Here is a 22,305-nt window from a genome sequence, read left to right as displayed (position 1 = left end):
GTCGATGCCGACGGCCGACCCGGCAGCGTCCGCATGAGCCCCGAGCGCATCCAGTACGGGCACGTCAACTCCAAGTACGAGGTGATCGGCACCGCCACGCTCACGGTCACGGCCGCGTCCGAGCCGAGCCCCTACAGCACGCGGTGGCAGGAGAGCATCTCCGTCTTTGCTGGCGCGATGTCACCCATCAATCCCGGGACGAGACCGTCCCTTCGATCGACCTGTACCGAATGCATCAAGGGCCCGCCCGCCTGGGGCGACGGGCCCGCGCAGCGCACACGGATCTCCTACGAGGACGAGGCGCTGAGCATCAACACGACACCCGTCATCACCCATGGGAACTGGGCGGGCCCCTTGCTGTGCTGTGACGGGTAGCTCGGCCAGCACCCCGGCTGCATCGCCACCGACGACCTGGCCAAGGCGACCATCAGCAAGTTCAACTACGGCCCCGCCGCAATCGCCTACGAGTGGGCGCAGAAAAGCCTGAGCAACAACAACAATATGGGCACCGACAAAAGGCGCGGAGGTGACCTCTTGGGACTCCGTGAGGACACCGAATCCATCGTGAATCACCTCGGAATCGGTCTTCGATCGGAAGTCCCGCGTGGAGCTTTCCAGATCCGTGCCGTAGCTTTCAAAGCTCTTCGCCAGCCTGGAAAGCGCCGCCGAATCCACTAACGACTCATTGTTGGACATGGGTCTCTCCCCCCGTTCTCTCCGGAGCACGCCGAAGGCGAGGCCGTGTCTCCGGCAGCTTGGGCATGGGTGATCAGGTGAACGGAGGGTCAAGATCCCTTCTTGTCGCGTTCCTGTCGAATCCTCGTGCCCGGAGGAGAGGCGGGCGCCGTGGCGTCCCTCGGGGTCTGGTGATCGCCCCTGGCGAAGGTGCTGGTCGCTGTTCTGTCGATCTGGACGGGAGGGGTGGTTCCTGTCCATACGGATCCTTGATGCCGAACTGTTGTGCGTAGCGGAACCGCGTGTCATGTACCGGCGATCTTGCTGTTGTGATGTCAACTCTCCAACTGCGCATGCCCTTTGGGCAGCGCTCTCGGCACATGGTGATCTGCGGGGACGACGGGCTCGCGCACCGGCTGGCGGTGACCCTGGACGCGGTGTGCGGTGAGGCGGTCACCGTCGTGCTGCCCTCCCGGCGCGAAGGGCACGCACCGGAGATCGCCGCGCTGCACCGCGATCCGCAGTCGACCGTCGAGCTGCTGGTGGCCGCCCGCCCGGACGAGCAGACGCTGCGGGCGGCGGGTGTGGAGCGGGCGGCCGCGCTTGCCCTCACCTACCGCGACGACCAGGTCAATCTCACCGCCGCGCTGCTGGCCCGGAGCATCAACCCCACGATCCGCCTGGTCATCCGCATGTACAACCGACAGCGCGGCGAGCACCTCGAACGGCTCCTGGACCGTGCCGTGTCGGCGCTCGGCCGGAGCGACGACACGGCGCTCGACATGTCCACCACCGTGCTGTCCGACACCGACACCGCGGTCCCCGAGCTGGTGGCCGCCGCCGCGGTCGGGCGGGGCGACACCCTGCAGGTGGAGGGCCAGGTCTTCCGAGGCGTCGTACGCCCCGCCCGTACTCCGCCGAAGTCCGCCGACCTGGCCACTCTCGCGGTGCTGTCCGGTGCCCACCAGGACGACCCGGCGAGCGAGGACAGCCCGGAGACGCCGGGGGAGGAGGGCACCCAACTGCTGCCCGACACGGTCACGTCCTACCACCGGCAGTTCACCCACGGCCGGCTCATGCTGGAGGAAGTCACCCATCACCATCGCCCCGAGGCCCCGCCGCGCGATCGGCGCCGTTACGGCGCATGGCTGCGCGGGCGACTGGCGCATCTGCCGTGGAAGGTCTTCCTCTCTCGCGAGGTCCTCTCGGTCTTCGGCGTGCTGGCCGCGATCGTGCTGGCACTGGCCGTGGCCACCGCGCTGGCCGAGCCGGGCCCGCTGTGGAAGTCGGTGTACCTGCCGCTGCTGGACATCTTCACCATGGGTGACCCGGCGACCGACGAATCACCGGCCCGGCGCGTACTCCAACTCGTCGCCGGATTCGTCGGTCTGGCGGTCCTGCCGCTGGTGGTCGCCGCGACCCTGAACGCCACCGGCGCGTTCCGCCAGGCGTCGGTCGGCCATCCGCCGGCCGACGACCTGCGCGACCACATCGTGTTGGTCGGGCTGGGGAAGATCGGCACCCGCGTGCTGGCGCAACTGCGCACCACCGCACATCAGGTGGTGGTCATAGAACGGGACCCGCACGCGCGTGGCGTCGGGCTGGCCCGTGAACTCGGCGTGCCGCTGCTGCTGGAGGATGCCGGCGCCCCCGGCGTCCTGGACCGGGCGCGCATCCGCCAGAGCAAGTCCCTGTTGGTGCTCACCCGCGACGACGGCGAGAACCTCGACATCGTGATGGCGGCGCGCGAGAGCAACCCCCGGGTGCGGGCGGTGATGCGGCTCTACGACGACGACTTCGCCGCCAGCGTCTCCCGTACGATGCGCGCCTCGTACCCCGACGCCGCCACGCGCAGCCGCAGCGTCTCGGCGCTCGCCGCGCTGCCCTTCGCCGCCGCCATGATGGGCCGTCATGTCCTGGGCATCATGCCGGTCGAACGCGGTTCCCTCCTCTTCACCGCGGTGGACGTCGCCGGCCACCCGGAGCTGGAGGGACGCTCCATTCACCAGGCATTCCGTCAGAACGAGTGGCGCGTCCTGGCGGTGGGCGCCGCCGTCGAGGCCGTATCTCCCGGACCGACGGACACGCTCGGCGGCCTGCGCCTCGACCGGCCGGGCTTCGACTGGCGCCCCGCGCACGGCAGGATCCTGCGTGCCGGCGACCGGGTCGTGGTGGTCTCGACCCGGCGCGGGCTGGACTTCCTGATGACGGGGGTCCAGCCGCGCCCGACGGACCCGCGCGCGTGACGGGCGTCCGACTCCTGCCAGGCACGCGGTCACCCGAATGTCCGTGCCGACTACGACGTGACCGCGTCCGGGAGCTGGGGCGCGGCCGGTGAGTGACCGGCGGCGGTGGGAACCGTGAGGACCATGGTCATCCCGCCGCCGGGGGTGTCCTCGGCGGTGAGGGTGGCTCCGATGGCCTCGGCGAAGCCCCGGGCGACGGCCAGGCCGAGGCCGACGCCCGCGCCGCGGGGGGCGTCGCCGTAGCGCTGGAAGGGTTCGAAGATGCGGTCCTTGGCGTCGTCGGGGACGCCGGGGCCGCGGTCGGCGACGCGCACTTCGACGCGGCTGCCCAGCGTGCTGGCCGAGACGCGGACGGGCTCGCCCTCGGGGCTGTACTTCACCGCGTTCTCGACGATGTTGGCGACGGAACGCTCCAGCAGGCCCGGATCGACGGCGATCATCGGCAGTTCCTCGGGGATGTCGAGGACCACGCTGTCCTCCGGCACTCCGACGAGGGCCATCGGCACGACCTCGTCGAGGTCCACCTCGCGGATCAGCGGTGTGACGGTACCGGTCTGGAGCCGGGACATGTCCAGGAGATTGCCGACGAGGTGATCGAGGCGGTCGGCGCCCTCCTCGATGCCCGCGAGGAGTTCCGCCTGGTCCTCGTCGGACCATTCGACGTCGTCGGAGCGCAGGGAGGTGACCGAGGCTTTGATGCCGGCCAGGGGAGTCCGCAGGTCGTGACTGACGGCAGCGAGCAGGGCGGTGCGGATGCGGTTCCCCTCGGCGAGCTTCCGGGCGTGTTCGGCCTGGGACTGCAGGCGCTGGCGGTCCAGGACGATGGCGGCCTGGGCGGCGAAGGCCGCCAACACGCGGCGGTCCTCGGCGGGCAGGACACGGCCGCAGAGCGCCAGTGCCATGTTGTCGCCGACGGGCATGTCGACGTGCGCGTCCTCCGGGCGCATGAGCGGGCCGGTGTCGCCCACGCTGCCGGAGCACGTCCAGGGCGCCGTCTCGGACTCCCGCTCCAACAGCGCCACGGCATCCATCGCGAAGGTCTCGCGTACCCGTTCCAGGAGGGCGTCGAGAGTGGTTTCACCACGCAGGACACTGCCCGCCAGGAACGAGAGGATCTCCGACTCGGCGCGCAGCCGGGCGGCCTGGTGGGTGCGCCGGGCGGCGAGGTCGACGACAGAGGCCACCGAGATCGCCACCAGCACGAAGATGACCAACGCCAGGATGTTCCTGGGGTCCGAGATGGTGAGTTGCCCCACGGGCGGGGTGAAGAACCAGTTCAGCAGGAGCGAGCCCACCACGGCCGAGGCCAGTGCCGGACGCAGACCGCCGAGCAGTGCCGCCGCCACGGTCAGCGTCAGGAACAGCAGCACGTCGTTGGCGAGGCCGAGTCCCGTTCCCCCCTTCAACAGCAGCAGCGTCAGCAGCGCCGGCCCCACGACCCCGGTCAGCCAGCCCCAGATGATCCGCGACCGGCCCAGCCGTGCAGCGCGGGCGACGGGGAGCCCTCGCCCCTTGGCGGCTTCCTCGTGCGTGACGATGTGGACGTCCAGGTCGGGTCCCGAGTCGCGGGCGACGGTGGAGCCCACGCCGGGGCCGAAGGCGTACTGCCATGCCTTGCGGCGGGAGGTTCCCAGGACGATCTGGGTGGCGTTCACGCCCCGGGCGAACTCCAGGAGTGCGGAGGAGACGTTCTCGCCCAGGACGTGGTGGAAGGTGCCGCCGAGGTCCTCGACGAGGGTGCGCTGGGCGGCGAGTTCCTTGGGCGATCCGGAGTCCAGGCCGTCACTGCGGGCGATGTGAACGGCGAGCACCTCGCCGCCCGCGCCCTTCTCGGCGAGACGGGCGGCGCGCCGGATCAGCGTGCGGCCCTCGCTGCCGCCCGTCAGGCCGACGACGATGCGCTCGCGGGAGCCCCAGATCTTCGAGACCCGGTGTTCGCTCCGGTACTCCTGGAGGTATTCGTCGACCCGGTCGGCCACCCACAGCAGCGCCAACTCGCGCAGCGCGGTGAGGTTCCCGGGCCGGAAGTAGTTGGAGAGCGCCGCGTCGACCTTGTTGGATTTGTAGATGTTGCCGTGGGCCATGCGGCGGCGCAGCGCGTGGGGAGACATGTCGACCAGTTCGATCTGGTCGGCGCGGCGCACCACCTCGTCGGGGACGGTCTCCTTCTGCCGGACCCCGGTGATCGACTCGACGATGTCGCCGAGGGACTCCAGGTGCTGGATGTTCACCGTCGAGACCACATGGATCCCGGCTTCCAGCAGCTCCTCGATGTCCTGCCAGCGCTTGGCGTTGCGCGATCCTGGGACGTTGGTGTGCGCCATCTCGTCCACCAGCGCCACGGCGGGTCTGCGTGCCAGGACGGCGTCCACGTCCATCTCGGTGAACACCGTGTCGCGGTACTCCAGCTCCCGGCGCGGGGTCTGCTCCAGTCCGTGCAGCATCACCTCGGTGCGCGGCCGGTCGTGGTGCTCGACGAAGGCGACCACGCAGTCCGTGCCGCGCTCGATGCGGCGGTGCGCCTCCGACAGCATCGCGTAGGTCTTGCCGACGCCCGGTGCCGCGCCGAGGTATATCCGAAACTTGCCGCGTGCCACGTGGTCCCGCTCTCGTGTCGATTCGTGATGAGGGGGCGAAAGCCCGGGGTGTCAGGGGTCGAAGCGGTAGCCCATACCGGGCGTGGTGGAGAAGTGCCGCGGCCGAGCCGAGTCGGCTTCCAGCTTGCGCCTGAGCTGCGCCATGTAGACGCGAAGGTAATTGGTCTGCGTGCCGTAGGAAGGACCCCATACCTCCTCCAGCAGATTCTGTTGGCTGACGAGCCGGCCGCTGTTGCGCACCAGCACCTCGACCAGATGCCATTCGGTCGGGGTGAGCCGGACGTCGTGCTCGCCGCGCCGGGCCTTCTTGGCCGCGAGGTCGAGGGTGAAACTCTCCGTGACGATCACGGCGAGTTCGCCGGACGGCTGCGCCGTATCGATTCTGCGCGCCGCGGCCCGCAACCGGGCCAGCAACTCGTCCATGCTGAACGGCTTGGTGATGTAGTCGTCGGCGCCCGCGTCGAGCGCGGCGACCTTCTCCTCTGAGGTCCGGCGGGCCGACACCACGAGGATGGACGCCCGACTCCAGCCGCGCAGCCCCGTGATCACGTCGATGCCGTCCATGTCCGGCAGGCCGAGATCGAGCAGGACGACGTCCGGTGGGTTCGCGGCCGCCAGGGACAGGGCGTGTGCCCCGTCGGGCGCGGTCTCCACGTCGTAACCGCGTGCCTTGAGGTTGATCTCCAGTGCCCGCACGAGTGGTGGCTCGTCCTCGACCACCAGCACCCGAGTCATCGGTGTCCCCCTTCTGTTGTGCGTGCGAATGTCGCGGGTGGCCGCCCTCCCCTGGCGGGCCACCCGCGAGACGGCTTCTCATTTCGTGGCGAGTTCCTTGACCGCGATGTTGAGCTTCAGGACGTTCACCGAGGGCTCACCGAGGAAACCGACGGTCCGGCCGGTGGTGTTGTCCTGCACCAGCCTCTCGACCTGGGCGGCGGTCAGCCGGTTGCGCTCGGCCACGCGCTTGACCTGGATCTCGGCGTAGGCGGGCGAGATACCGGGGTCGATGGCGGAGGCCGAACCGGTCACCGCGTCCTTGGGTACCTCGGACTCCGGCACGCCGTTGAACTCCGCGACCTGTTTCCTCGCCGCCCTCACGTTCTTGACCAGCGTGGGATCGTTGGCGCCGAGCTGACTGGAGCCGGTGGCCAGCGGGTCGTAACCGCTGTTGGACGGACGGCCCTGGAACCACGTGGGATCGGGCGTCTTCGTGCCCTTGATGTTCCAGCTCTGGCCGATGAGTTCGGAGCCGACGACCGTGCCGTCGACCTTCACCTCGGAGCCGTTGGCCTTGCCGTGGAACAGGCCCTGTGCGATACCCGTGACGACCAGCGGGTAGATGACGCCGCACACGACCGTGAGGACCAGCAGGATGCGCAGTGACGCCCACGCCACGCGGAGGGTGCTGGTTACGGAGTTGTTCATGGCTGACACCACGCCTTTCGATCAGTGCAGCCCGGGGATCAGGGAGATGAGCAGGTCGATGATCTTGATGCCGATGAACGGGGCGATCAGGCCGCCGAGTCCGTAGACGGCGAGGTTGCGCCGCAGCATCCGGTCGGCGCTCATCGGCCGGTACTGCACGCCTTTCAGGGCGAGCGGGACCAGCGCGATGATGATCAGCGCGTTGAAGATGACCGCCGACAGGATCGCGGACTCGGGCGAGGCCAGGCCCATGATGTTGAGCTTGTCCAGGCCCGGGTACGCCACCGAGAACATCGCGGGGATGATCGCGAAGTACTTGGCGACGTCGTTGGCGATCGAGAAGGTGGTCAACGCGCCTCGGGTGATGAGGAGTTGCTTGCCGATCTCGACGATCTCGATGAGCTTGGTCGGGTTGGAGTCGAGGTCGACCATGTTGCCGGCTTCCTTCGCGGCGGAAGTGCCGGTGTTCATGGCCACGCCGACGTCGGCCTGGGCCAGTGCCGGGGCGTCGTTGGTGCCGTCGCCGGTCATCGCGACGAGCTTGCCGCCGGCCTGTTCGCGCCTGATGAGCGCCATCTTGTCCTCAGGCGTGGCCTCGGCGAGGAAGTCGTCCACGCCCGCCTCCTCGGCGATGGCCCTGGCCGTCAGCGGGTTGTCACCCGTGATCATGACGGTCTTGATGCCCATGCGGCGCAACTCGTCGAAGCGTTCGCGCATGCCCTCCTTGACGACGTCCTTGAGGTGGATGACACCCAGGACGCGAGCGCCCTCGTCGTCCTCGACGGCCACCAGCAGCGGAGTGCCGCCGGCCTGCGAGATGGCGTTGCTCAGCGTGTCGGCGTCCTCGGTCACCGAGCCGCCGCGCTCGTGGACCCAGGCGATGACGGAACCGCTCGCGCCCTTGCGGATCTTGCGGCCGTCGACGTCCACGCCCGACATCCGGGTCTGGGCGGTGAAGACGATCCACTCGGCGTCCACCAGCTCGCCCTGGTGGCGTTCGCGCAGGCCGTACCTCTCCTTGGCGAGGACGACGATCGAACGGCCCTCCGGCGTCTCGTCGGCGAGCGAGGAGAGCTGGGCGGCGTCCGCCACCTCGGCCTCCGTCGTCCCGCGCACGGGCACGAACTCCGCCGCCTGGCGGTTGCCGAGGGTGATGGTGCCGGTCTTGTCGAGCAGCAGCGTCGACACGTCACCTGCGGCCTCGACCGCCCGCCCCGACATGGCCAGCACGTTGCGCTGCACCAGACGGTCCATGCCGGCGATGCCGATCGAGGAGAGCAGGGCACCGATCGTCGTCGGGATCAGACAGACCAGCAGAGCCGTCAGCACGATCAGCGACGTCTGCTTGTCCGCGCCCGCGTAGAGGGCGAACGGCTTGAGCGAGACGACCGCGAGCAGGAAGACGATGGTGAGCGAGGCGAGCAGGATGTTCAGCGCGATCTCGTTCGGGGTCTTCTGCCGTGCGGCACCCTCGACGAGGTTGATCATCCGGTCGATGAAGGTCTCACCGGGCTTCGTCGTGATCTGGATGACGATGCGGTCGGACAGCACCTTCGTGCCACCGGTCACGGCTGAGCGGTCGCCGCCGGACTCGCGGATCACCGGCGCCGATTCACCGGTGATCGCCGACTCGTCCACCGAGGCGACGCCCTCGACGACATCGCCGTCACCGGGGATGATGTCGCCGGCCTCGCAGACGACCAGGTCGCCGATGCGCAGCTCGGTGCCCGGGACCTGCTCCTCCACCTCGCCGTTCAGCCGGCGCGCCACGGTGTCGGTCTTGGCCTTGCGCAGGGTGTCGGCCTGCGCCTTGCCGCGGCCCTCGGCGACCGCCTCGGCCAGGTTGGCGAAGACGACGGTCAGCCACAGCCAGGCCGCGATGACCCAGCCGAACCACGCGCCCGGGTTCTTGAGCGCCAGGGCCGTGGTGACCACCGAACCGATCAGGACCACGAACATGACCGGGGACTTGACCATCACCCGCGGGTCGAGCTTGCGGCAGGCGTCGGGCAGCGACTTCACGAGCTGCTTCGGGTCGAACAGGCCGGCGCCGACGCGCCCGCCTTCCTGGTGTCCGGTGGGGATGTCGCTGTGCGGCGCCCGGGTCGGAGACCCCGTTGAGCTGGCGGCCATGTCGTCCTCTTGTCGCCTTGGTGCGTTGGTGGTCATGACGTCAGCCCTTCGGCGAGCGGTCCCAGCGCGAGTGCCGGGAAGAAGGTCAGACCGGTGACGATCAGGAGCGTGCCGACCAGCAGCCCCGTGAAGAGCGGCTTCTCGGTGCGCAGGGTGCCCGCGGTCTCCGGGATCGGCTTCTGCTCGGCGAGCGAGCCGGCCAGCGCCAGGACGAACACCATCGGCAGGAACCGGCCGAGCAGCATGCACAGGCCGAGGGTGGTGTTGAAGAACGGGGTGTTGGCACCGAAACCCGCGAAGGCGGAACCGTTGTTGTTGGAGGCCGAGGTGAACGCGTACAGCACCTCGGAGAAGCCGTGCGCGCCGACGTTCGTCATGGCTGCCTTGCCGTCCGGCAGGGCGATGGCCGCGGCCGTGCCGATCAGCACCAGCGCCGGGGTGATCAGGATGTAGCAGGCGGCGAGCTTGATCTCGCGGGTGCCGATCTTCTTGCCGAGGTACTCGGGCGTGCGGCCGACCATCAGGCCGGCGAGGAACACCGCGATGATCGCCATGATCAGCATGCCGTACAGGCCGGATCCGACACCACCGGGAGTGATCTCGCCGAGCATCATGCCCAGCAGGAGGACACCGCCGGAGAGGCCGCCGAACGAGTCGTGGAAGGAGTTGACCGACCCCGTGGAGGTCATGGTCGTGGAGACCGCGAAGAGCGACGAGGAGCCCTCGCCGAACCGCTGCTCCTTGCCTTCCATCGCACCGCCGGCGAGCTGCGAGGCGGTGCCCGGGTGGGCGTACTCCAGCCACGTCACCGCGACGACGGCGCAGATCCAGACGGCGCCCATGGCCGCCACGATCGCGTAGCCCTGCTTGAGCGAACCCACCATCTTGCCGAAGGTCCTCGGCATCGAGAACGGGATCACCAGCAGCAGGAAGATCTCCAGCAGGTTGGAGAGACCATTGGGGTTCTCGAAGGGGTGCGCGGAGTTGGCGTTGAAGAATCCGCCACCGTTGGTGCCCAGGTTCTTGATGGCTTCCTGGGAGGCCACCGCGCCCGGGCTGAGGGCCTGCTTGTCACCGGTGAGGGTGGTGATGTGGTGGATGTCGCCGAAGTTCTGGATCGCACCGCACGCCACCAGGACGACCGCGGCGACCACGGAGAGCGGGACCAGGATGCGGACGGTGCCGCGCACCAGGTCGGACCAGAAATTTCCCAGGTCGCCGGTACGAGAGAGGGCGAAGCCGCGCACGAGTGCCACGGCGACGGCCATGCCGACGGCGGCGGAGAGGAAGTTCTGCACGGCCAGGCCGGCGGTCTGGGTGACGTGCCCCATGGCCACTTCACCCGAGTACGACTGCCAGTTGGTGTTGGAGACGAAGGACGCGGCCGTGTTGAACGCCTGGTCCGGAGTGATCGCCTTGAAGCCGAGCGACAGCGGCAGCTTGTCCTGCACGCGCTGCAACAGGTACAGGAACAGCACGCCGACCGCGGAGAAGATGAGAACGCCGCGCAGGTACGCGGGCCAGCGCATCTGTGCATCGGGATCGGCGCCGACGCCGCGGTAGATCCACCTCTCTATTCGCAGGTGCTTCTTCGAGGAGTAGACGGCGGCCATGTAGTCGCCGAGCGGGCGGTGCACCAGGGCGAGGGCACCGACGAGCGCGGTGACCTGGAGCACATCAGCAAGAACGGGGCTCATGTGCGCGGCTCAGAACCTCTCCGGGAACACAAGGGCGAGGACGAGATAGCCCAGCAGGGCGACAGCCACGATCAGTCCGACGAGGTTTTCGGCGGTCACAGCTTTGCCACCCCCTTGGCGACAAGGGCCACCAACGCGAAGACCGCGATCGTGGTGACCACGAAGGCCAGGTCGGCCATCGTGAACTCCTGGAGAGAGGTTCGGGCGAACGGACCAGGAGAGGGAATCGCGCGGTGGCTCGATTTCGCCCATCATTGACGGGCTCCTTACGGCCATGGGTGCGACCTTGACGCATCCCTAACGCCCGCGAGCAAACCCGGGGAGGGAGTGCACGGCTGCGGGAGGGTGCGAACCGCCGACGGCGACCGGCAGCTCAGTTCCGCTTTCCTGCCGGCCGAGCCGTCCGCGATCCCGCCGTCTGAGCCACATCGCCACGCCACCGTACCGATTCGGCCGCGGGCCGGGGCGGGCGTGAACGGCACGAAGGCGGGCGCCCTTCGTCGGGCGGGCCGCAGCGCAGCACCGGCGGACGGGTCAGGATTGTGTCAACGTCTCCGAACTCCGGCACGGTATTTGCCGCCGCGAAGTGATGATGCTCGGAAGAACCTTGCACGCCGTCGATCGCCATGCCGTGAGCAACCCTCCGTCATGCCGCGAGGCGTGCCGTTTTCCTGAAGAGGGGTTTGTGGACGCGTACGCGATGGCGCGGGGCGGCGTGACGACCGACGGGCCCGGGACACGTCCCGGCCGCCTCAAGGTCTTTCTCGGGGCTGCCCCCGGGGTGGGCAAGACGTACCGGATGCTGGACGAGGCGCGGCGCCGATCCGCACGTGGCACGCATGTGGTGGTGGCCTTCGCGGAGTGCCACGGTCGTCCACACACCACGGCGATGCTCGACGGGCTGGACGTACTGCCACAGGTGACCCGCAGGCACCGCGGCGCGGACTTCGCCGAGGCCGACCTGGACCGTGTGTGGGAACTGCGGCCGCAGGTGGTGGTCATCGACGAACTCGCCCACACCAACGCACCGGGTGCCCGCAACACCAAGCGGTGGCAGGACGTCGAGGAACTGCTCGGCGCCGGGATCGACGTCGTGACCACCCTCAACATCCAGCACCTGGACTCCCTCAGCGATGTGGTCGAGAAGATCACCGGGGTGCCGCAGTACGAGACCGTGCCCGACGAGGTGGTCCGCCGCGCCGACCAGATCGAACTGGTCGACCTGCCGGCCGAGGGCCTGCGGCGCCGCATGGCGCACGGCAACATCTACCCGCCCGAGAAGGTCGACGCGGCACTGGCGCACTACTTCCGGCTCGGGAACCTCACCGCGTTGCGGGAGCTGGCGCTGCTGTGGGTGGCCGGCCGGGTGGACGAGGCGCTGCGCAAGTACCGGGACGAGCACCGCATCGGAAGGGTGTGGGAGACCCGCGAGCGGGTGGTGGTGGCCCTCACCGGCGGGCCCGAGGGCGCAACGCTGATCCGCCGCGCCGCCCGCATCGTGGACCGTCGGTCCGGCGACGCGCTCCTGGCCGTCCACATCACCCGCAGCCATGGCGTGGCCGGCTCGTCGCCCGCCGCGCTCGCCGGACAGCGGCAGCTCGTCGAGAGTCTCGGGGGCAGCTACCACGCGGTGGTGGGCGACGACGTGCCCGCCGCCCTCCTGGACTTCGCCCGATCGCAGAACGCGACCCAACTGGTCATCGGTGCCAGCCGCCGGGGCCGACTGCGGCGCGTGCTGATGCCCCGTGGTGTCGGGGAGACCGTGGTCGAGCTCTCGGGCGACATCGACGTGCACACGGTGACGCATGAACGCGCCGGCGCGGGACGGAGGTGGGCCGCGCCGGACAGCGGCCTGCCACGTTCCCGGCGGGTGGCCGGACCGGCGGCCGGCCTCGTGCTCCCCCTGCTGCTGACCCAGGTACTACGCGTCGTCTCCGACCCGCTGGCGCTCAACCTGACCAGCGAGGCGCTGCTCTTCCTGCTCACGGTGCTGGGAGTGGCCTGTATCGGTGGTGTGGTCTCCGCGCTGCTCGCCTCGGTCACGACTTCGCTGCTGCTGAACTACTACTTCGTCCCACCCGTCGGCCACTTCACCTTCGCCGGTACCAACATGGTCGTCGCCCAGGCCGCGTTGACGACCGTCGCAGTCACCGTCGCCGCCATCGTCGACCGTTCGATGCGGCTGAGCCGGCGGGCCGCGCGCGCGACGGCGGAAGCGGAGACCCTCACCTCGTTGACGGGTGGCATCCTGCGCGGGGAGCGGACGGTACCCGTACTCCTGGAACGGACCCGGGAGACCTTCGGCATGGACGGCATCGAACTGCGTCGGCGACGAGGGGAGACGGATTGCGGCGCCGTGGGCGGCCCGTCACCGGACCGTGGTGGCGAGAGTGACGAGCACGAGACCAAGGTTGCGATAGGGGACGACAGTGTGTTGGTGCTGACCGGTCGCCGTCTGCCCGCCTCCGAACACCGTGTCCTGACGGCCTTCGCCGCGCATCTGACCGCGGCCGTCGAACGCGCCCGGCTGGCCGAGGCCGCCGCCGAGGTCGAACCCGTCAAGGCGGCCAACCGGATGCGCACCGCGCTCCTCGCCGCGGTCGGCCACGACCTGCGGACGCCGCTGGCCGGTTGCTGGGCCTCGATCAGCTCCCTGCGCAGCAGTGACGTCGACTTCTCCGACGAGGACCGCGAGGAGCTCCTGGCCACCGCCGAGGAATCCCTGGCCAAGCTCAGCCGCCTGGTCGACAACCTCCTCGACATGAGCCGGCTGCAGGCCGGCGCGCTGACCCTGCGCCTGGAGCCGGTCGCGCTCGCCGACGTACTCCCGGCAGCTCTGGACACCCTGCCCGACTCACCCCCGCAGACGCGCGTGAACGTGGTGACCCAGGGGCTGGACGACGCGCCCGACGTGCTCGCGGACCCACCGCTGTTGGAGCGCGTACTCGCCAACCTCGTGTCCAACGCGGTACGTCACTCACCCGCCGGGCGCCCGGTGACGATCGGCGCGAGTACGCTCGCCGGGCGGGTGGAGCTGAGGGTCATCGATCGCGGCCCGGGGATCCAACTCCCCGACCGGGAGCGAGCGTTCGAGCCGTTCCAGCGGCTCGGCGACACCGACAACACCACCGGCCTCGGCCTCGGCCTCGCCCTCTCCCGCGGTCTCACGGAGGCGATGGACGGCACCCTCGCGCCCGAGGAGACGCCCGGCGGCGGACTGACCATGGTCGTCTCCCTGCCCGCCGCGGCGGCTCCGCCCGAACGCGCTTGACAGCGCGCGGATGCCGCGTCGTCTCCCTCCGACCTCCGGGCTGCTGTCCCAAGCGATGCTCACAGCAGCCCGGAAGCCTTGAGGACGCCGCGCGCTTCCTCCCCGTCGATCCGGTCCGCCAACTCCCCGAGCGCGTGCGTCCCATGGCGCAGCGTGCCGAGGGCGAGGGAACGGCGGGTACCGGCGTCGAGCAGGTGCCAGATCAGCGGATTGGCATCCACGATGCGGGAGTCCAGCACCAGCCGCTGACCACGGGCGTCACGCAGCAGCAGGTGTGTGGCGACGCCGCGAGCCCCAGTCGAGCAGCATGAGCAGTCCGACGAAGGCCAGGGCGCACTGAAGGGAGCGCCGCGCATGCGCACGCCAGTGGCGGTCGACGACTGTTTCCGGCCGTTCGGCGTGGACCGTCGGGGCGGGAGCGAATCGCCGTTCCATTCCGCTGACAGTAGGCAGCGGAATGGGGAACGCAAGGGAATCTGGTGGCGTTTTGATGCCGTATTGCTTGTCCTTATCGCGCTCTTGACACGGATCCGCGGTAGGTGCGTTCAGCCCACATGGACGCGGGGGCGTCGCTCGCGGTCGGGTTCGGCCCCGCGGAGGACTTCGCGGGTGACAGGGGCGACTTCGCCCTGGCCGAACAGGAAGTAGCGGAGGAACTGGGCGAAGGGGTTGCCTTCGGTCCATTCGAAGTAGATGTGCGGTCGCTCGCCGGTCTCGTCGCGCACGTGCAGCAGCAGCGCGGCCAGCGCGTTGGAGATGGCGGAGCTCTCCAGGCAGAGCACACGGTAGCGGCCGTGCAGCACCTCGCCCCGCACTCGTAGCTCACTCTCGAATTCCGAGGGATCGGCCACGGTCACCTCGACGAAGATGAGGTCGTCGGACGTCGGGAGGTCATTGTCCGCGCGGATCTGCTGGAGCTTGTCGCGGTACTCGGCCACGTCGCGCTGATCGGGCTCGTTGGCGATGAAGCGGATCTTGCGGTGGGCCGCGTCACGGATGAACCGTTCGGCCATCTCGTCGAGCGAGACGCTCGTCACGCGCAGCTCGAAGGCGCGGGCGAGACGGGAGAGGAACGACAGCAGGACGATGCCGGCGATGAAGCAGGCGCCGATCTTCACTCCGTCCGGCCGCTCGATGACGTTGGCCACGGTCGTGTAGAGGAACACCACGGAGACCACCGCGAAGCCGATCGTCCAACCGCGCTCTCCGGCCCGTCTGGCGGCGATCGTCACGGCGATCGCCGCGGAGCTGATCAAGACCAGCACGCCGGTCGCGTAGGCGCCGCCCTGGGCGTCCACGTCGGCGTCGAAGAGCCAGGTGACCAGGAAGGCGACGGCAGTGAAGACCAGCACCATCGGGCGCACCGCCCGGGCCCAGTGGGGCGCCATGCCGTAGCGCGGCAGGTATTGGGGCATGAGGTTGAGCAACCCGGCCATGGCCGAGGCGCCGGCGAACCAGAGGATGGCGATGGTGGAGAGGTCGTAGACGGTTCCGAACGCGGAGCCCAGGTACTCGTGCGCGAGGTAGGCCAGGGCCCGGCCGTTCGCCGATCCGCCGGGCTTGAACTCCGCCTCGGGGATCAGCAGGGTGGTGACCAGGCTGGTGATGATCAGGAAGACGCTCATGATCACGGCGGCGGTGGTGAGCAGCTTCTTCGCGCCCCGGATCCGCCCGGTGGGCCGCTCCTCGGTGTCAGTGGGGTCGCCTTCGATGTGCGGCATGACCGCCACGCCGGTCTCGAAGCCGGACAGGCCCAGGGCGAGCTTGGGGAAGACCAGCAGGGCCACGCCGACCATCGCCAGGGGACTGCCGTGTTCGGTGGTCAGCGCCCGGGACCAGTCGGTGATCACGTGGGGCGCGGACACGACGTGCCACAGTGCGGCGACGACCACGACGACGTTGAGGGCGAGGTAGAGGCCCACCAGGGCGACCGCCACCCCGATCGCCTCCAGGAAGCCCTTGAGGAACACGGCTCCGAGGAGGGCGACCAGGATCAGGGTGATGACCACCTGCTGGTTGTGCAGGACGCCACTGACGTGGGGGTTCTCCACCAGGTGGGTGGCGGCGTCGGCGGCGGAGAGGGTGATGGTGATCAGGAAGTCGGTGGCGGCGAAGCCGAGCAGGGCCAGCACGAACAGCTTGCCCTTCCAGAAGGACAGCAGTCGCTCCAGCATCGCGATCGAGCCCTGGCCGTGGGGGCTCTCTTCGGCGACCCGCCGATAGACCGGGAGCGCACCGGCGAGCGTCACGATGACCAGGACGACGGTGGCGACCGGGGAGAGCAGTCCGGCGGCCAGGGCCGCGATGCCCGGTTGGTAGCCGAGGGTGGAGAAGTAGTCCACGCCGGTCAGGCACATCACGCGCCACCATCGCTGCCCCTGATGAGCGCTCTGCGGGCCGGCGTGCGGACCGGGATGGTGCTTGGCCATATCGGTCAGCCCCTCCAGCATCCATGCCCGCAGGCGATGCCGCGCGGAGCCGGAAGCGGAACCGGCAGGGGCGGAGGCGGCCATCGTGAGCTCCTGTCGTACAGCGACCAGATCCGGCCATCGATGCGATGGCCCGGTCAGGGTACGCAGGCACGGTCATCCCGCCAAGGTGTTCGTCGATACGGCGGCAGCTGTCCCCTGAACGGCCGCCGGACGCCACGCGTACCGCTGGGCGGAGAAGCACACGGTGGCCGTGGGACGGACCGGAGGCGGGCGCGACCTCAGGCTGTGGTGGCCGAGGTGCGCAGCATCAGATGGCAGGGGTGCTCCTTGTCATTGCGGAGGAAGGCGAGCCGTACGCGGATCTCGCATGCCTTGGGCGCGAGGGCGGGCTGTGCGGAGATGGTGCCTCGGGTGTGCGTGCCGTCGGCGGTGGCTCCCTAGGCTCCGCCCCAGTCGACGTACTCGTTGCCGATGTCGTCCATCGCCTCAAGGGACAGCAACACGGGCGTGGCGTCGGGGGACGGTGAGGCAGGCGACGTCCTCGTATGCACTGCCGCGGAAGTACGTGCAGGCCAGGGCGAGCACACGGTCCTTCTCGAAGGCCGCCCCACCGTGACCGGAAGCGGCAAGATCTTCCGGGCCACCCCAACTGGCCTGAATCCAGGCAGACTCGGGTCCCAGCGCGGCAACCGCTGGAGCATTCGGCCGCAGCCGACGCACCGTCACCCCGCGAGGCGGACGCGGCGGCAACACGGGAACGCGGTGGACGTACCCCATGTGCCCCCACGGCGCGAGGCCGTCGAACGCGCGGCCCAGCAGGGGGAGGAAGCGGGGCGGTGGGGTGCCGTCCCGCCCGGTGGCTCAGCCCTGGTTGGCCTTGCCGCCGTGGTTGGCCTTCTTCTTGCGGCGGGCTTTCTTCTTGCGGGCGCGCTTGGACATGGGGGGGGACGGGCCTTTCGGGCGGGGCCCGGCCGCCCCGGTCCGGATGTCGGCCGGCCGCCCCAGTGCGGCGTATGGGCCTGGCACATGCCGTCAATCACCCGCAATCTCCCGTGGTTTGCAGGGAATTGACCTGATGACAGGATCGGGGCCTCTCGTAAGCAGGGAAACCGGCCAAGGCCAAGGTCTTCCTGTTACGAGAGGTCCCGCGTCCGGTCAGTCTGCCGTCACCGTGTTCACCTGCGCCATCACGGTTGTTGAGGGCGTCTGTGCCCGAGGTGCGACAGGTGACGACGGTTCGGGGTCGGCGCCCGGATCAGTTCATGCCGATCGTGAGTTCCGCGAATTGCGGGGCGGCGTCGGCGACCGGGAGCGGCGGCTGCGCCGTGTCGGCACCGGGGACGGACTCGTTGGGGATGGGCGCCACGCTGACCGGCGGCACGCCCTCACCCGACCACAGGCCCGCCTGCCGGAGGGTGCGCAGGGTGTCGGTGATGTCGAAGGTGAAGGTCCGGCCGTCCCCGGCGTTCCCGTCGTGCTGATGGTGTGCATCCGCACCGGATGCTCCGAAGAAGTCGAGGTCGCCGACGAAGTGGGGCCGTAGGGGGCGAGGTCTTCGTCGTGGTCCTCGCGTGGGCCGAGGTAGACGCCGTAGGTGACGCCCGGCGCCTTCTCCGCCCGCACGCCCACCCTCCGCTACGAGTTGATCGAAGCCAGAGCCACATTCGCCGCGGATATCCGATGCCGTCGAACCGGTCCCAGATGCTGGTCGCCCAGGAGGGCGACCAGAGCCGTGCCGGGCAACCCTTGTGGGCGGTCGAACGTCCTCGACGATGACATGCGTCAACGTGTTCGCCACCGGCACGAGCCACGTGCCGCGCCGTCACCACCAGTTGGCGACCCGACCCCGCAAGGAGCCCGCCGTGTTCTCTCCCCCGTCCCTGCGCCGGTGGGCCCCGCTCCTGGCCGCGGTCGGTGCGCTCGTCCTGTCGGCGGCGCCGGGCGCAGCCGCGGCCGGAGATCCTCACCTGTCGTATGCCGGCGCCGTGCCCGGGGCCAGGGTCGAGGTGAACGGGCCGGTCGTGTTCGGCATCGCCGGGATGCCCGCCGGAACGGACGAGGTGACCGTCACCTCGCCGGCCCTCGTCGAACCTGTTCCGCTCACCCCGCTGGGAAAAGGGTCCGTTGAGTTCGTCCAGACCGACGCGCCGGGAACCCGGCACCGCATCCGCGGTGACATCGCGCCGGGCACGTACCCCGTTACCGCGACCAGCCACGGCCGCACCGTCGCCACCGCTCGGATAGCAGTCGTCGCCGAGGGGTCGGCGATGATAGGCCGGTTCGTCATCGGTGACGCGAAGCGCCCTTTGCCGGGCGACGGGGACCGAAGCGCCGTGCGTCCGGGCAGCGACGTCATCGTGGTCCTGACCGATCGGCAGCCCGCCGCGGGCGAGACGTCGCTGACGGTCAAGTCCCCGCTCTTCGACGGACCGTTGACACTCAGGGAAGGCGAGGACGACCCCGGCTGCAAGTGCGACGACGGGAGCACGCTTTATGGAGGGCGCATCGCCGTACGGGACGACATACCGGCGGGCAGGTACCCGATGACGGTCGTCAGCCACCACGGGCAGGAGACCACCACCCGGCAGGTGACCGTGGCCGGCCCACCCGTCCCGCACAGCCGCCTGCCCTGGCTGATCGGGGGCGGCGCCGCCGTCGCGCTCGCGGCGCTCGCCGCCGTCGCCGTACGCCGCGGGCGACGGAAGCGCCAGGCCATCGCCTAGGGCTGTCATGCGGCGGCTCAGGTCACGGACTTGTCGATGGACCGCTACGAGCCCTACCACCGCGAAGCCGTCGAACCCAACAGCGTCGATGTCTTCTCCTATGTCCAGGAACAAGAGCCACACGAGGTCAAACCGTTCATCACCTACTCGGATCTGTCATGGCGCGCCCTGCGCATGGTCCTGGCAAAGACCACCCTCGACCAGTGCCGAAGCGACCCGAACAGTCCGTTCGCCGCCGAACTCGTCAAGAACCTCTGCTGAACCCGTCAGCCCCGCAATCACACCCGAGGACCTCAGGGCCTCGGGCGACATCGGCGGCGCCTCCCGGCCTCGGCATACCGCCAGCGATGCTCGGAGGATGTGCTCTGCTCCGCACCGCCTGCCGAGACAGTCGACGACCGCCTGCTCGACACCGAGGAGTTGGCCCGTCGTCGGCGCACCGAAGGCGGCGACATCTTCAGCAGGGTGCAGCTGCTGCGCTATCTGACCGACAGGCCGCTGCGCCGGCGGGTGACGGCGGGTGACGGCGGCGACGAACAAGGTGGAGCAGGCCGCGTGAGGCGGGGTGCTGCCAGGAGCGGTGAGGCGGCGAGCAGCCCCGTGCGCGCGGGCCGGTGTCTGTAACCACGCCGGGTGCGCCCGCGGCGGCGACGCGGGCGCCGAGCCGTCAGGCGGGCCGGACGGTGATGGTGCAGAGGCGCTTGGTGGCCCGGGTCAGGGCTACGTACAAGTCCCTTTCCCCACCGGGGCGGGTCGTGATGATTTCCTCGGGGTTCATGACGATGACCTCGTCAAATTCTAGGCCGCGTGCTTCGGACGCCGGCACGATGCGTGCGTGGCGGGCGATGCCCTGGGCCGTCAGCTCGTTCACCCTGGTGTCCGCGCAGATCACTCCCAGAAGCTCGCCCGGGTGTGCGGTGTTCTGGGCGCGGAGTTCCTGAACGACGGCGGTGACCAACCCGTTCGGAGGTGTGGTCACGGTGCGAGGGCTCTCACCGCTTCGCAGTGACCGTGTGGGCTTCTGGTCCGGAGCGATCTGCGTGAGCAGGTCCCGGACGCTCTCCAGAATCTCCTGCGTTGTGCGGTAGCTGACGGTCAGGTTGTGCAGTTTGAACCGCGGTCCGACGTGGGGGCTCAGTGCTTCCTTCCAGTCGCGTGCTGTCGCGACCGGGCCTGCCTGGGCGAAGTCACCCACCAGCGTCATCGCCCTTGACGGGCAGCGGCGCACGATCATCCGCCACTGCATGGCGGTCAGTTCCTGCGCCTCGTCGACGACGACGTGCCCGTACGTCCGCTCTGGGGGCCCGTCGACCAGGCTCGCCGCCTCGTCCAGCAACGGCACATCGGCATCGGTCCACGGGTCGTCCGGACCGCGCAGCAGAAGGGACCGCTCCTGCGCGGTCAGGCGGGGCAGGCGTTCGGCGAGAGCGCCGACGTTCGTCAGGAGCGCCTTCACGAGGTCACCGGGTATCAGCCGCGGCCACAACACCTCGACCGCTCGGTCGACACCGGCGTCGTCGAGGAGATCGGCTCGGATGGCGTCCAGGTCCAGTTCGTGGACCGGACCTGAGTCGGCCGCACCTTCGGCACGGCGCTGGGCGGCTCCCGTGAACCGGTCGAGGTTGATGCCCGTCATTCTTTCGGCATCGGCGTCGATCTGCTCCAGGACGTCGCCCATGTCTCGCTGCATCGCGTCGGTGACGGCGTCGACCAAGAGCTCTTTGAACACCTGGCGCGCGGGGTTGTGCCCCAGGACGGCTGCCACTGCGGCGTCGCGTGCCGTGGCTACTTCCTCGCCGGAGAGGTGAACCAGTTCCTGTCCGACCCGCACGGTGAAGTCGCCGACGGGGGCTTGGCGGACGCGCAGCAGGCCGGCCAAGGCGTCGGCGAGGTCGGAGCCGCCCTTGAGACGCGCCGTGGCGAACGGGTCCACCGTGTCCGTGGACACTCCGGCCAGTTCCCGGCAGGTCGCCAGAACGACGTCGTTCTCTCCGAGCGAGGGAAGGACCTGGGAGATGTAGTCGAGGAACCGGGCGTTCGGGCCCACCACCAGGACACCCTCCTCCGCGGCGCGCGGGAACGCGTACAGGACGTAGGCCGCCCGGTGCAGGGCGACCACCGTCTTGCCGGTGCCGGGCCCGCCCTGCACCACGGTCACCCCACGGTGGGCGGAGCGGACGATCTCGTCCTGCTCGGCCTGCAGCGTCGCGACGGCCGCGTGCATCCTGCCCGTACGCCGTGCCGACAGAGCCTCCGACAACGGGCCGTCCCCCACGACGTCCTCGTCGGTCGGGGCGGTCCCGTCCAGCAGTTCGTCGCTCACCGAGATGACTGTGCGCTCCTCCAGGCGCAGGTGCCGGCGCCGCCGCAGGCCCATCGGGTGGACCGGTGTCGCCTCGTAGAAGGGCCGCGCCGCGTTCGCGCGCCAGTCCACGAGCAGTGGCAGGTCATCCTCTTCCGTCTGCAGTCCGATCCGCCCGATGCGCAGGGCCGTGCCGTCCGTCCAGTCGATGCGTCCGAAGACCAGCCCCTTTTCGGCGCCCTCCAGCCGAACGATTTCCTTGGCCAGACGCTCGGCGGCGATTTCTCTCTCGTACGCCTCACCGGCGCTGTCCGCCGGGGCCTTCAGCACACTCGCTCGGTGTACTCGCGCCTCGGAAAGCCGCTCGGTGAGCAACTCATACAAGGAGGACACATAATCCCGCTCCGATTCAACCGCACGCACAGCCGGATCGTTTATGTTCGACACCAGGGGGCTCCTTCGATTCGAGCCACACCATACGGTCAAAGTTCCCTGAAGGTAAGTCTTGACTTACTTGGTGAAGTTGTGGCCCTACGGCTGAATCCATGACGGCTGACCGTATGGCAGGCATTCCACCTTTCCGTATATCGCTAATTGCGCTCACGATGCTCACCTGCCTTATGGGCGAGCCCGCCCTCGGATGCCGGCGATGTTTTGCCGTGCTCGGGAAAAGGGGGAAGATCCGGCTAGGTGACCGGCGCCATCGAGCTCGCTGCCAGGGGGCATCTGGTCGCTTCGTCTGGCGACCCGACCGAGAAGACGAGCGCAGAATGGGTTAACCCTCGACCGGTCCACCACCGCCCG

18 protein-coding genes are annotated in these 22,305 nt (G+C 69.4%); 6 read left to right on the top strand and 12 right to left on the bottom strand.

The window, feature by feature from the left end; genetic code table 11:
- The first annotated feature begins 33 nt into the window (after positions 1-33).
- Positions 34-375: a hypothetical protein gene (locus tag JNO44_RS04435; RefSeq protein ID WP_205361578.1), complete on the top strand. Its 342-nt coding sequence runs from the start codon at positions 34-36 to the stop codon at positions 373-375.
- 680 nt (positions 376-1,055) lie between these two features.
- A complete protein-coding gene (locus tag JNO44_RS04430) occupies positions 1,056-2,921 on the top strand; it encodes an NAD-binding protein (RefSeq protein WP_205361577.1) in 1,866 nt (621 codons plus the stop codon).
- A 50-nt stretch (positions 2,922-2,971) separates the two neighbouring features.
- Here the strand turns inward: JNO44_RS04430 and JNO44_RS04425 are convergent, their stop codons facing one another.
- The 6 genes from JNO44_RS04425 to kdpF form a co-directional block, all read right to left on the bottom strand.
- Positions 2,972-5,518, bottom strand: coding sequence for a sensor histidine kinase (locus JNO44_RS04425; protein WP_205361575.1), 2,547 nt, complete (start codon positions 5,516-5,518; stop codon positions 2,972-2,974).
- Positions 5,519-5,569: 51 nt separating this feature from the next.
- Positions 5,570-6,253 (bottom strand): response regulator, encoded by a 684-nt coding sequence (locus JNO44_RS04420; protein ID WP_205361574.1) that lies wholly within the window; start codon positions 6,251-6,253, stop codon positions 5,570-5,572.
- A gap of 78 nt (positions 6,254-6,331) precedes the next feature.
- A complete protein-coding gene (kdpC, locus tag JNO44_RS04415) occupies positions 6,332-6,943 on the bottom strand; it encodes a potassium-transporting ATPase subunit KdpC (protein WP_205361573.1) in 612 nt (203 codons plus the stop codon).
- Positions 6,944-6,964: 21 nt separating this feature from the next.
- Positions 6,965-9,112 (bottom strand): potassium-transporting ATPase subunit KdpB, encoded by a 2,148-nt coding sequence (gene kdpB / locus JNO44_RS04410; protein WP_205361572.1) that lies wholly within the window; start codon positions 9,110-9,112, stop codon positions 6,965-6,967.
- Positions 9,109-10,773, bottom strand: coding sequence for a potassium-transporting ATPase subunit KdpA (gene kdpA, locus JNO44_RS04405; RefSeq protein ID WP_205361570.1), 1,665 nt, complete (start codon positions 10,771-10,773; stop codon positions 9,109-9,111). Before kdpA ends, kdpB begins: the two co-directional genes overlap by 4 nt.
- A gap of 9 nt (positions 10,774-10,782) precedes the next feature.
- Positions 10,783-10,872, bottom strand: coding sequence for a K(+)-transporting ATPase subunit F (gene kdpF / locus JNO44_RS04400; RefSeq protein ID WP_073447570.1), 90 nt, complete (start codon positions 10,870-10,872; stop codon positions 10,783-10,785).
- A 601-nt stretch (positions 10,873-11,473) separates the two neighbouring features.
- Between kdpF and JNO44_RS04395 the strand changes: the two genes are divergently transcribed.
- On the top strand, positions 11,474-14,044 hold the full coding sequence (locus JNO44_RS04395; protein WP_205369377.1) for an ATP-binding protein: 2,571 nt from the start codon (positions 11,474-11,476) through the stop codon (positions 14,042-14,044).
- A gap of 59 nt (positions 14,045-14,103) precedes the next feature.
- On the opposite strand, the gene JNO44_RS43065 is transcribed toward JNO44_RS04395, so the two are convergent.
- From JNO44_RS43065 to JNO44_RS44340, 5 genes are all read right to left on the bottom strand, one after another.
- Positions 14,104-14,283 (bottom strand): hypothetical protein, encoded by a 180-nt coding sequence (locus JNO44_RS43065; protein WP_240167410.1) that lies wholly within the window; start codon positions 14,281-14,283, stop codon positions 14,104-14,106.
- A gap of 19 nt (positions 14,284-14,302) precedes the next feature.
- On the bottom strand, positions 14,303-14,479 hold the full coding sequence (locus JNO44_RS43060) for a hypothetical protein (RefSeq protein ID WP_235092242.1): 177 nt from the start codon (positions 14,477-14,479) through the stop codon (positions 14,303-14,305).
- Between the two features lie 110 nt (positions 14,480-14,589).
- On the bottom strand, positions 14,590-16,557 hold the full coding sequence (locus tag JNO44_RS04385; RefSeq protein WP_205361567.1) for an APC family permease: 1,968 nt from the start codon (positions 16,555-16,557) through the stop codon (positions 14,590-14,592).
- Positions 16,558-17,337: 780 nt separating this feature from the next.
- Positions 17,338-17,502: a 50S ribosomal protein bL37 gene (locus JNO44_RS04380; RefSeq protein WP_205361565.1), complete on the bottom strand. Its 165-nt coding sequence runs from the start codon at positions 17,500-17,502 to the stop codon at positions 17,338-17,340.
- A 229-nt stretch (positions 17,503-17,731) separates the two neighbouring features.
- The gene (locus JNO44_RS44340) at positions 17,732-17,857 is read right to left on the bottom strand and encodes a hypothetical protein (protein ID WP_275695735.1); all 126 of its coding nucleotides are present in this window, start codon (positions 17,855-17,857) and stop codon (positions 17,732-17,734) included.
- Between the two features lie 481 nt (positions 17,858-18,338).
- Here JNO44_RS44340 and JNO44_RS04375 point away from each other — a divergent pair, with 481 nt between their 5' ends.
- The 3 genes from JNO44_RS04375 to JNO44_RS04365 all read left to right on the top strand — a co-directional run bounded on the left by JNO44_RS04375 (position 18,339) and on the right by JNO44_RS04365 (position 19,823).
- Entirely contained in the window at positions 18,339-19,199 is an 861-nt protein-coding gene (locus JNO44_RS04375; protein ID WP_205361563.1) for a hypothetical protein, read from the top strand.
- Between the two features lie 36 nt (positions 19,200-19,235).
- The gene (locus JNO44_RS04370) at positions 19,236-19,460 is read left to right on the top strand and encodes a hypothetical protein (protein ID WP_205361561.1); all 225 of its coding nucleotides are present in this window, start codon (positions 19,236-19,238) and stop codon (positions 19,458-19,460) included.
- Positions 19,461-19,559: 99 nt separating this feature from the next.
- Positions 19,560-19,823: a hypothetical protein gene (locus JNO44_RS04365; protein WP_205361559.1), complete on the top strand. Its 264-nt coding sequence runs from the start codon at positions 19,560-19,562 to the stop codon at positions 19,821-19,823.
- A 43-nt stretch (positions 19,824-19,866) separates the two neighbouring features.
- Here the strand turns inward: JNO44_RS04365 and JNO44_RS04360 are convergent, their stop codons facing one another.
- On the bottom strand, positions 19,867-21,894 hold the full coding sequence (locus tag JNO44_RS04360) for a HelD family protein (RefSeq protein ID WP_205361557.1): 2,028 nt from the start codon (positions 21,892-21,894) through the stop codon (positions 19,867-19,869).
- Positions 21,895-22,305 lie beyond the last annotated feature (411 nt).

It is taken from the genome of Streptomyces noursei (assembly GCF_016917755.1).
GTDB lineage: Bacteria > Actinomycetota > Actinomycetes > Streptomycetales > Streptomycetaceae > Streptomyces > Streptomyces yunnanensis.
This window is presented reverse-complemented; position numbering and strand designations above follow the sequence as displayed.

Excerpts from the sequence above, each read along its gene's own strand:
- JNO44_RS04430 (WP_205361577.1), top strand. The coding sequence starts at position 1,056 with ATGGTGATCTGCGGGGACGACGGGCTCGCGCACCGGCTGGCGGTGACC.
- JNO44_RS04420 (WP_205361574.1), bottom strand. The coding sequence starts at position 6,253 with ATGACTCGGGTGCTGGTGGTCGAGGACGAGCCACCACTCGTGCGGGCA.
- JNO44_RS43060 (WP_235092242.1), bottom strand. The coding sequence starts at position 14,479 with ATGGAACGGCGATTCGCTCCCGCCCCGACGGTCCACGCCGAACGGCCG.
- JNO44_RS04435 (WP_205361578.1), top strand. The coding sequence starts at position 34 with ATGAGCCCCGAGCGCATCCAGTACGGGCACGTCAACTCCAAGTACGAG.
- kdpB (WP_205361572.1), bottom strand. The coding sequence starts at position 9,112 with ATGACCACCAACGCACCAAGGCGACAAGAGGACGACATGGCCGCCAGC.
- JNO44_RS04370 (WP_205361561.1), top strand. The coding sequence starts at position 19,236 with ATGGACCGCTACGAGCCCTACCACCGCGAAGCCGTCGAACCCAACAGC.
- JNO44_RS04395 (WP_205369377.1), top strand. The coding sequence starts at position 11,474 with ATGGCGCGGGGCGGCGTGACGACCGACGGGCCCGGGACACGTCCCGGC.
- kdpC (WP_205361573.1), bottom strand. The coding sequence starts at position 6,943 with ATGAACAACTCCGTAACCAGCACCCTCCGCGTGGCGTGGGCGTCACTG.
- kdpA (WP_205361570.1), bottom strand. The coding sequence starts at position 10,773 with ATGAGCCCCGTTCTTGCTGATGTGCTCCAGGTCACCGCGCTCGTCGGT.
- JNO44_RS04385 (WP_205361567.1), bottom strand. The coding sequence starts at position 16,557 with ATGGCCGCCTCCGCCCCTGCCGGTTCCGCTTCCGGCTCCGCGCGGCAT.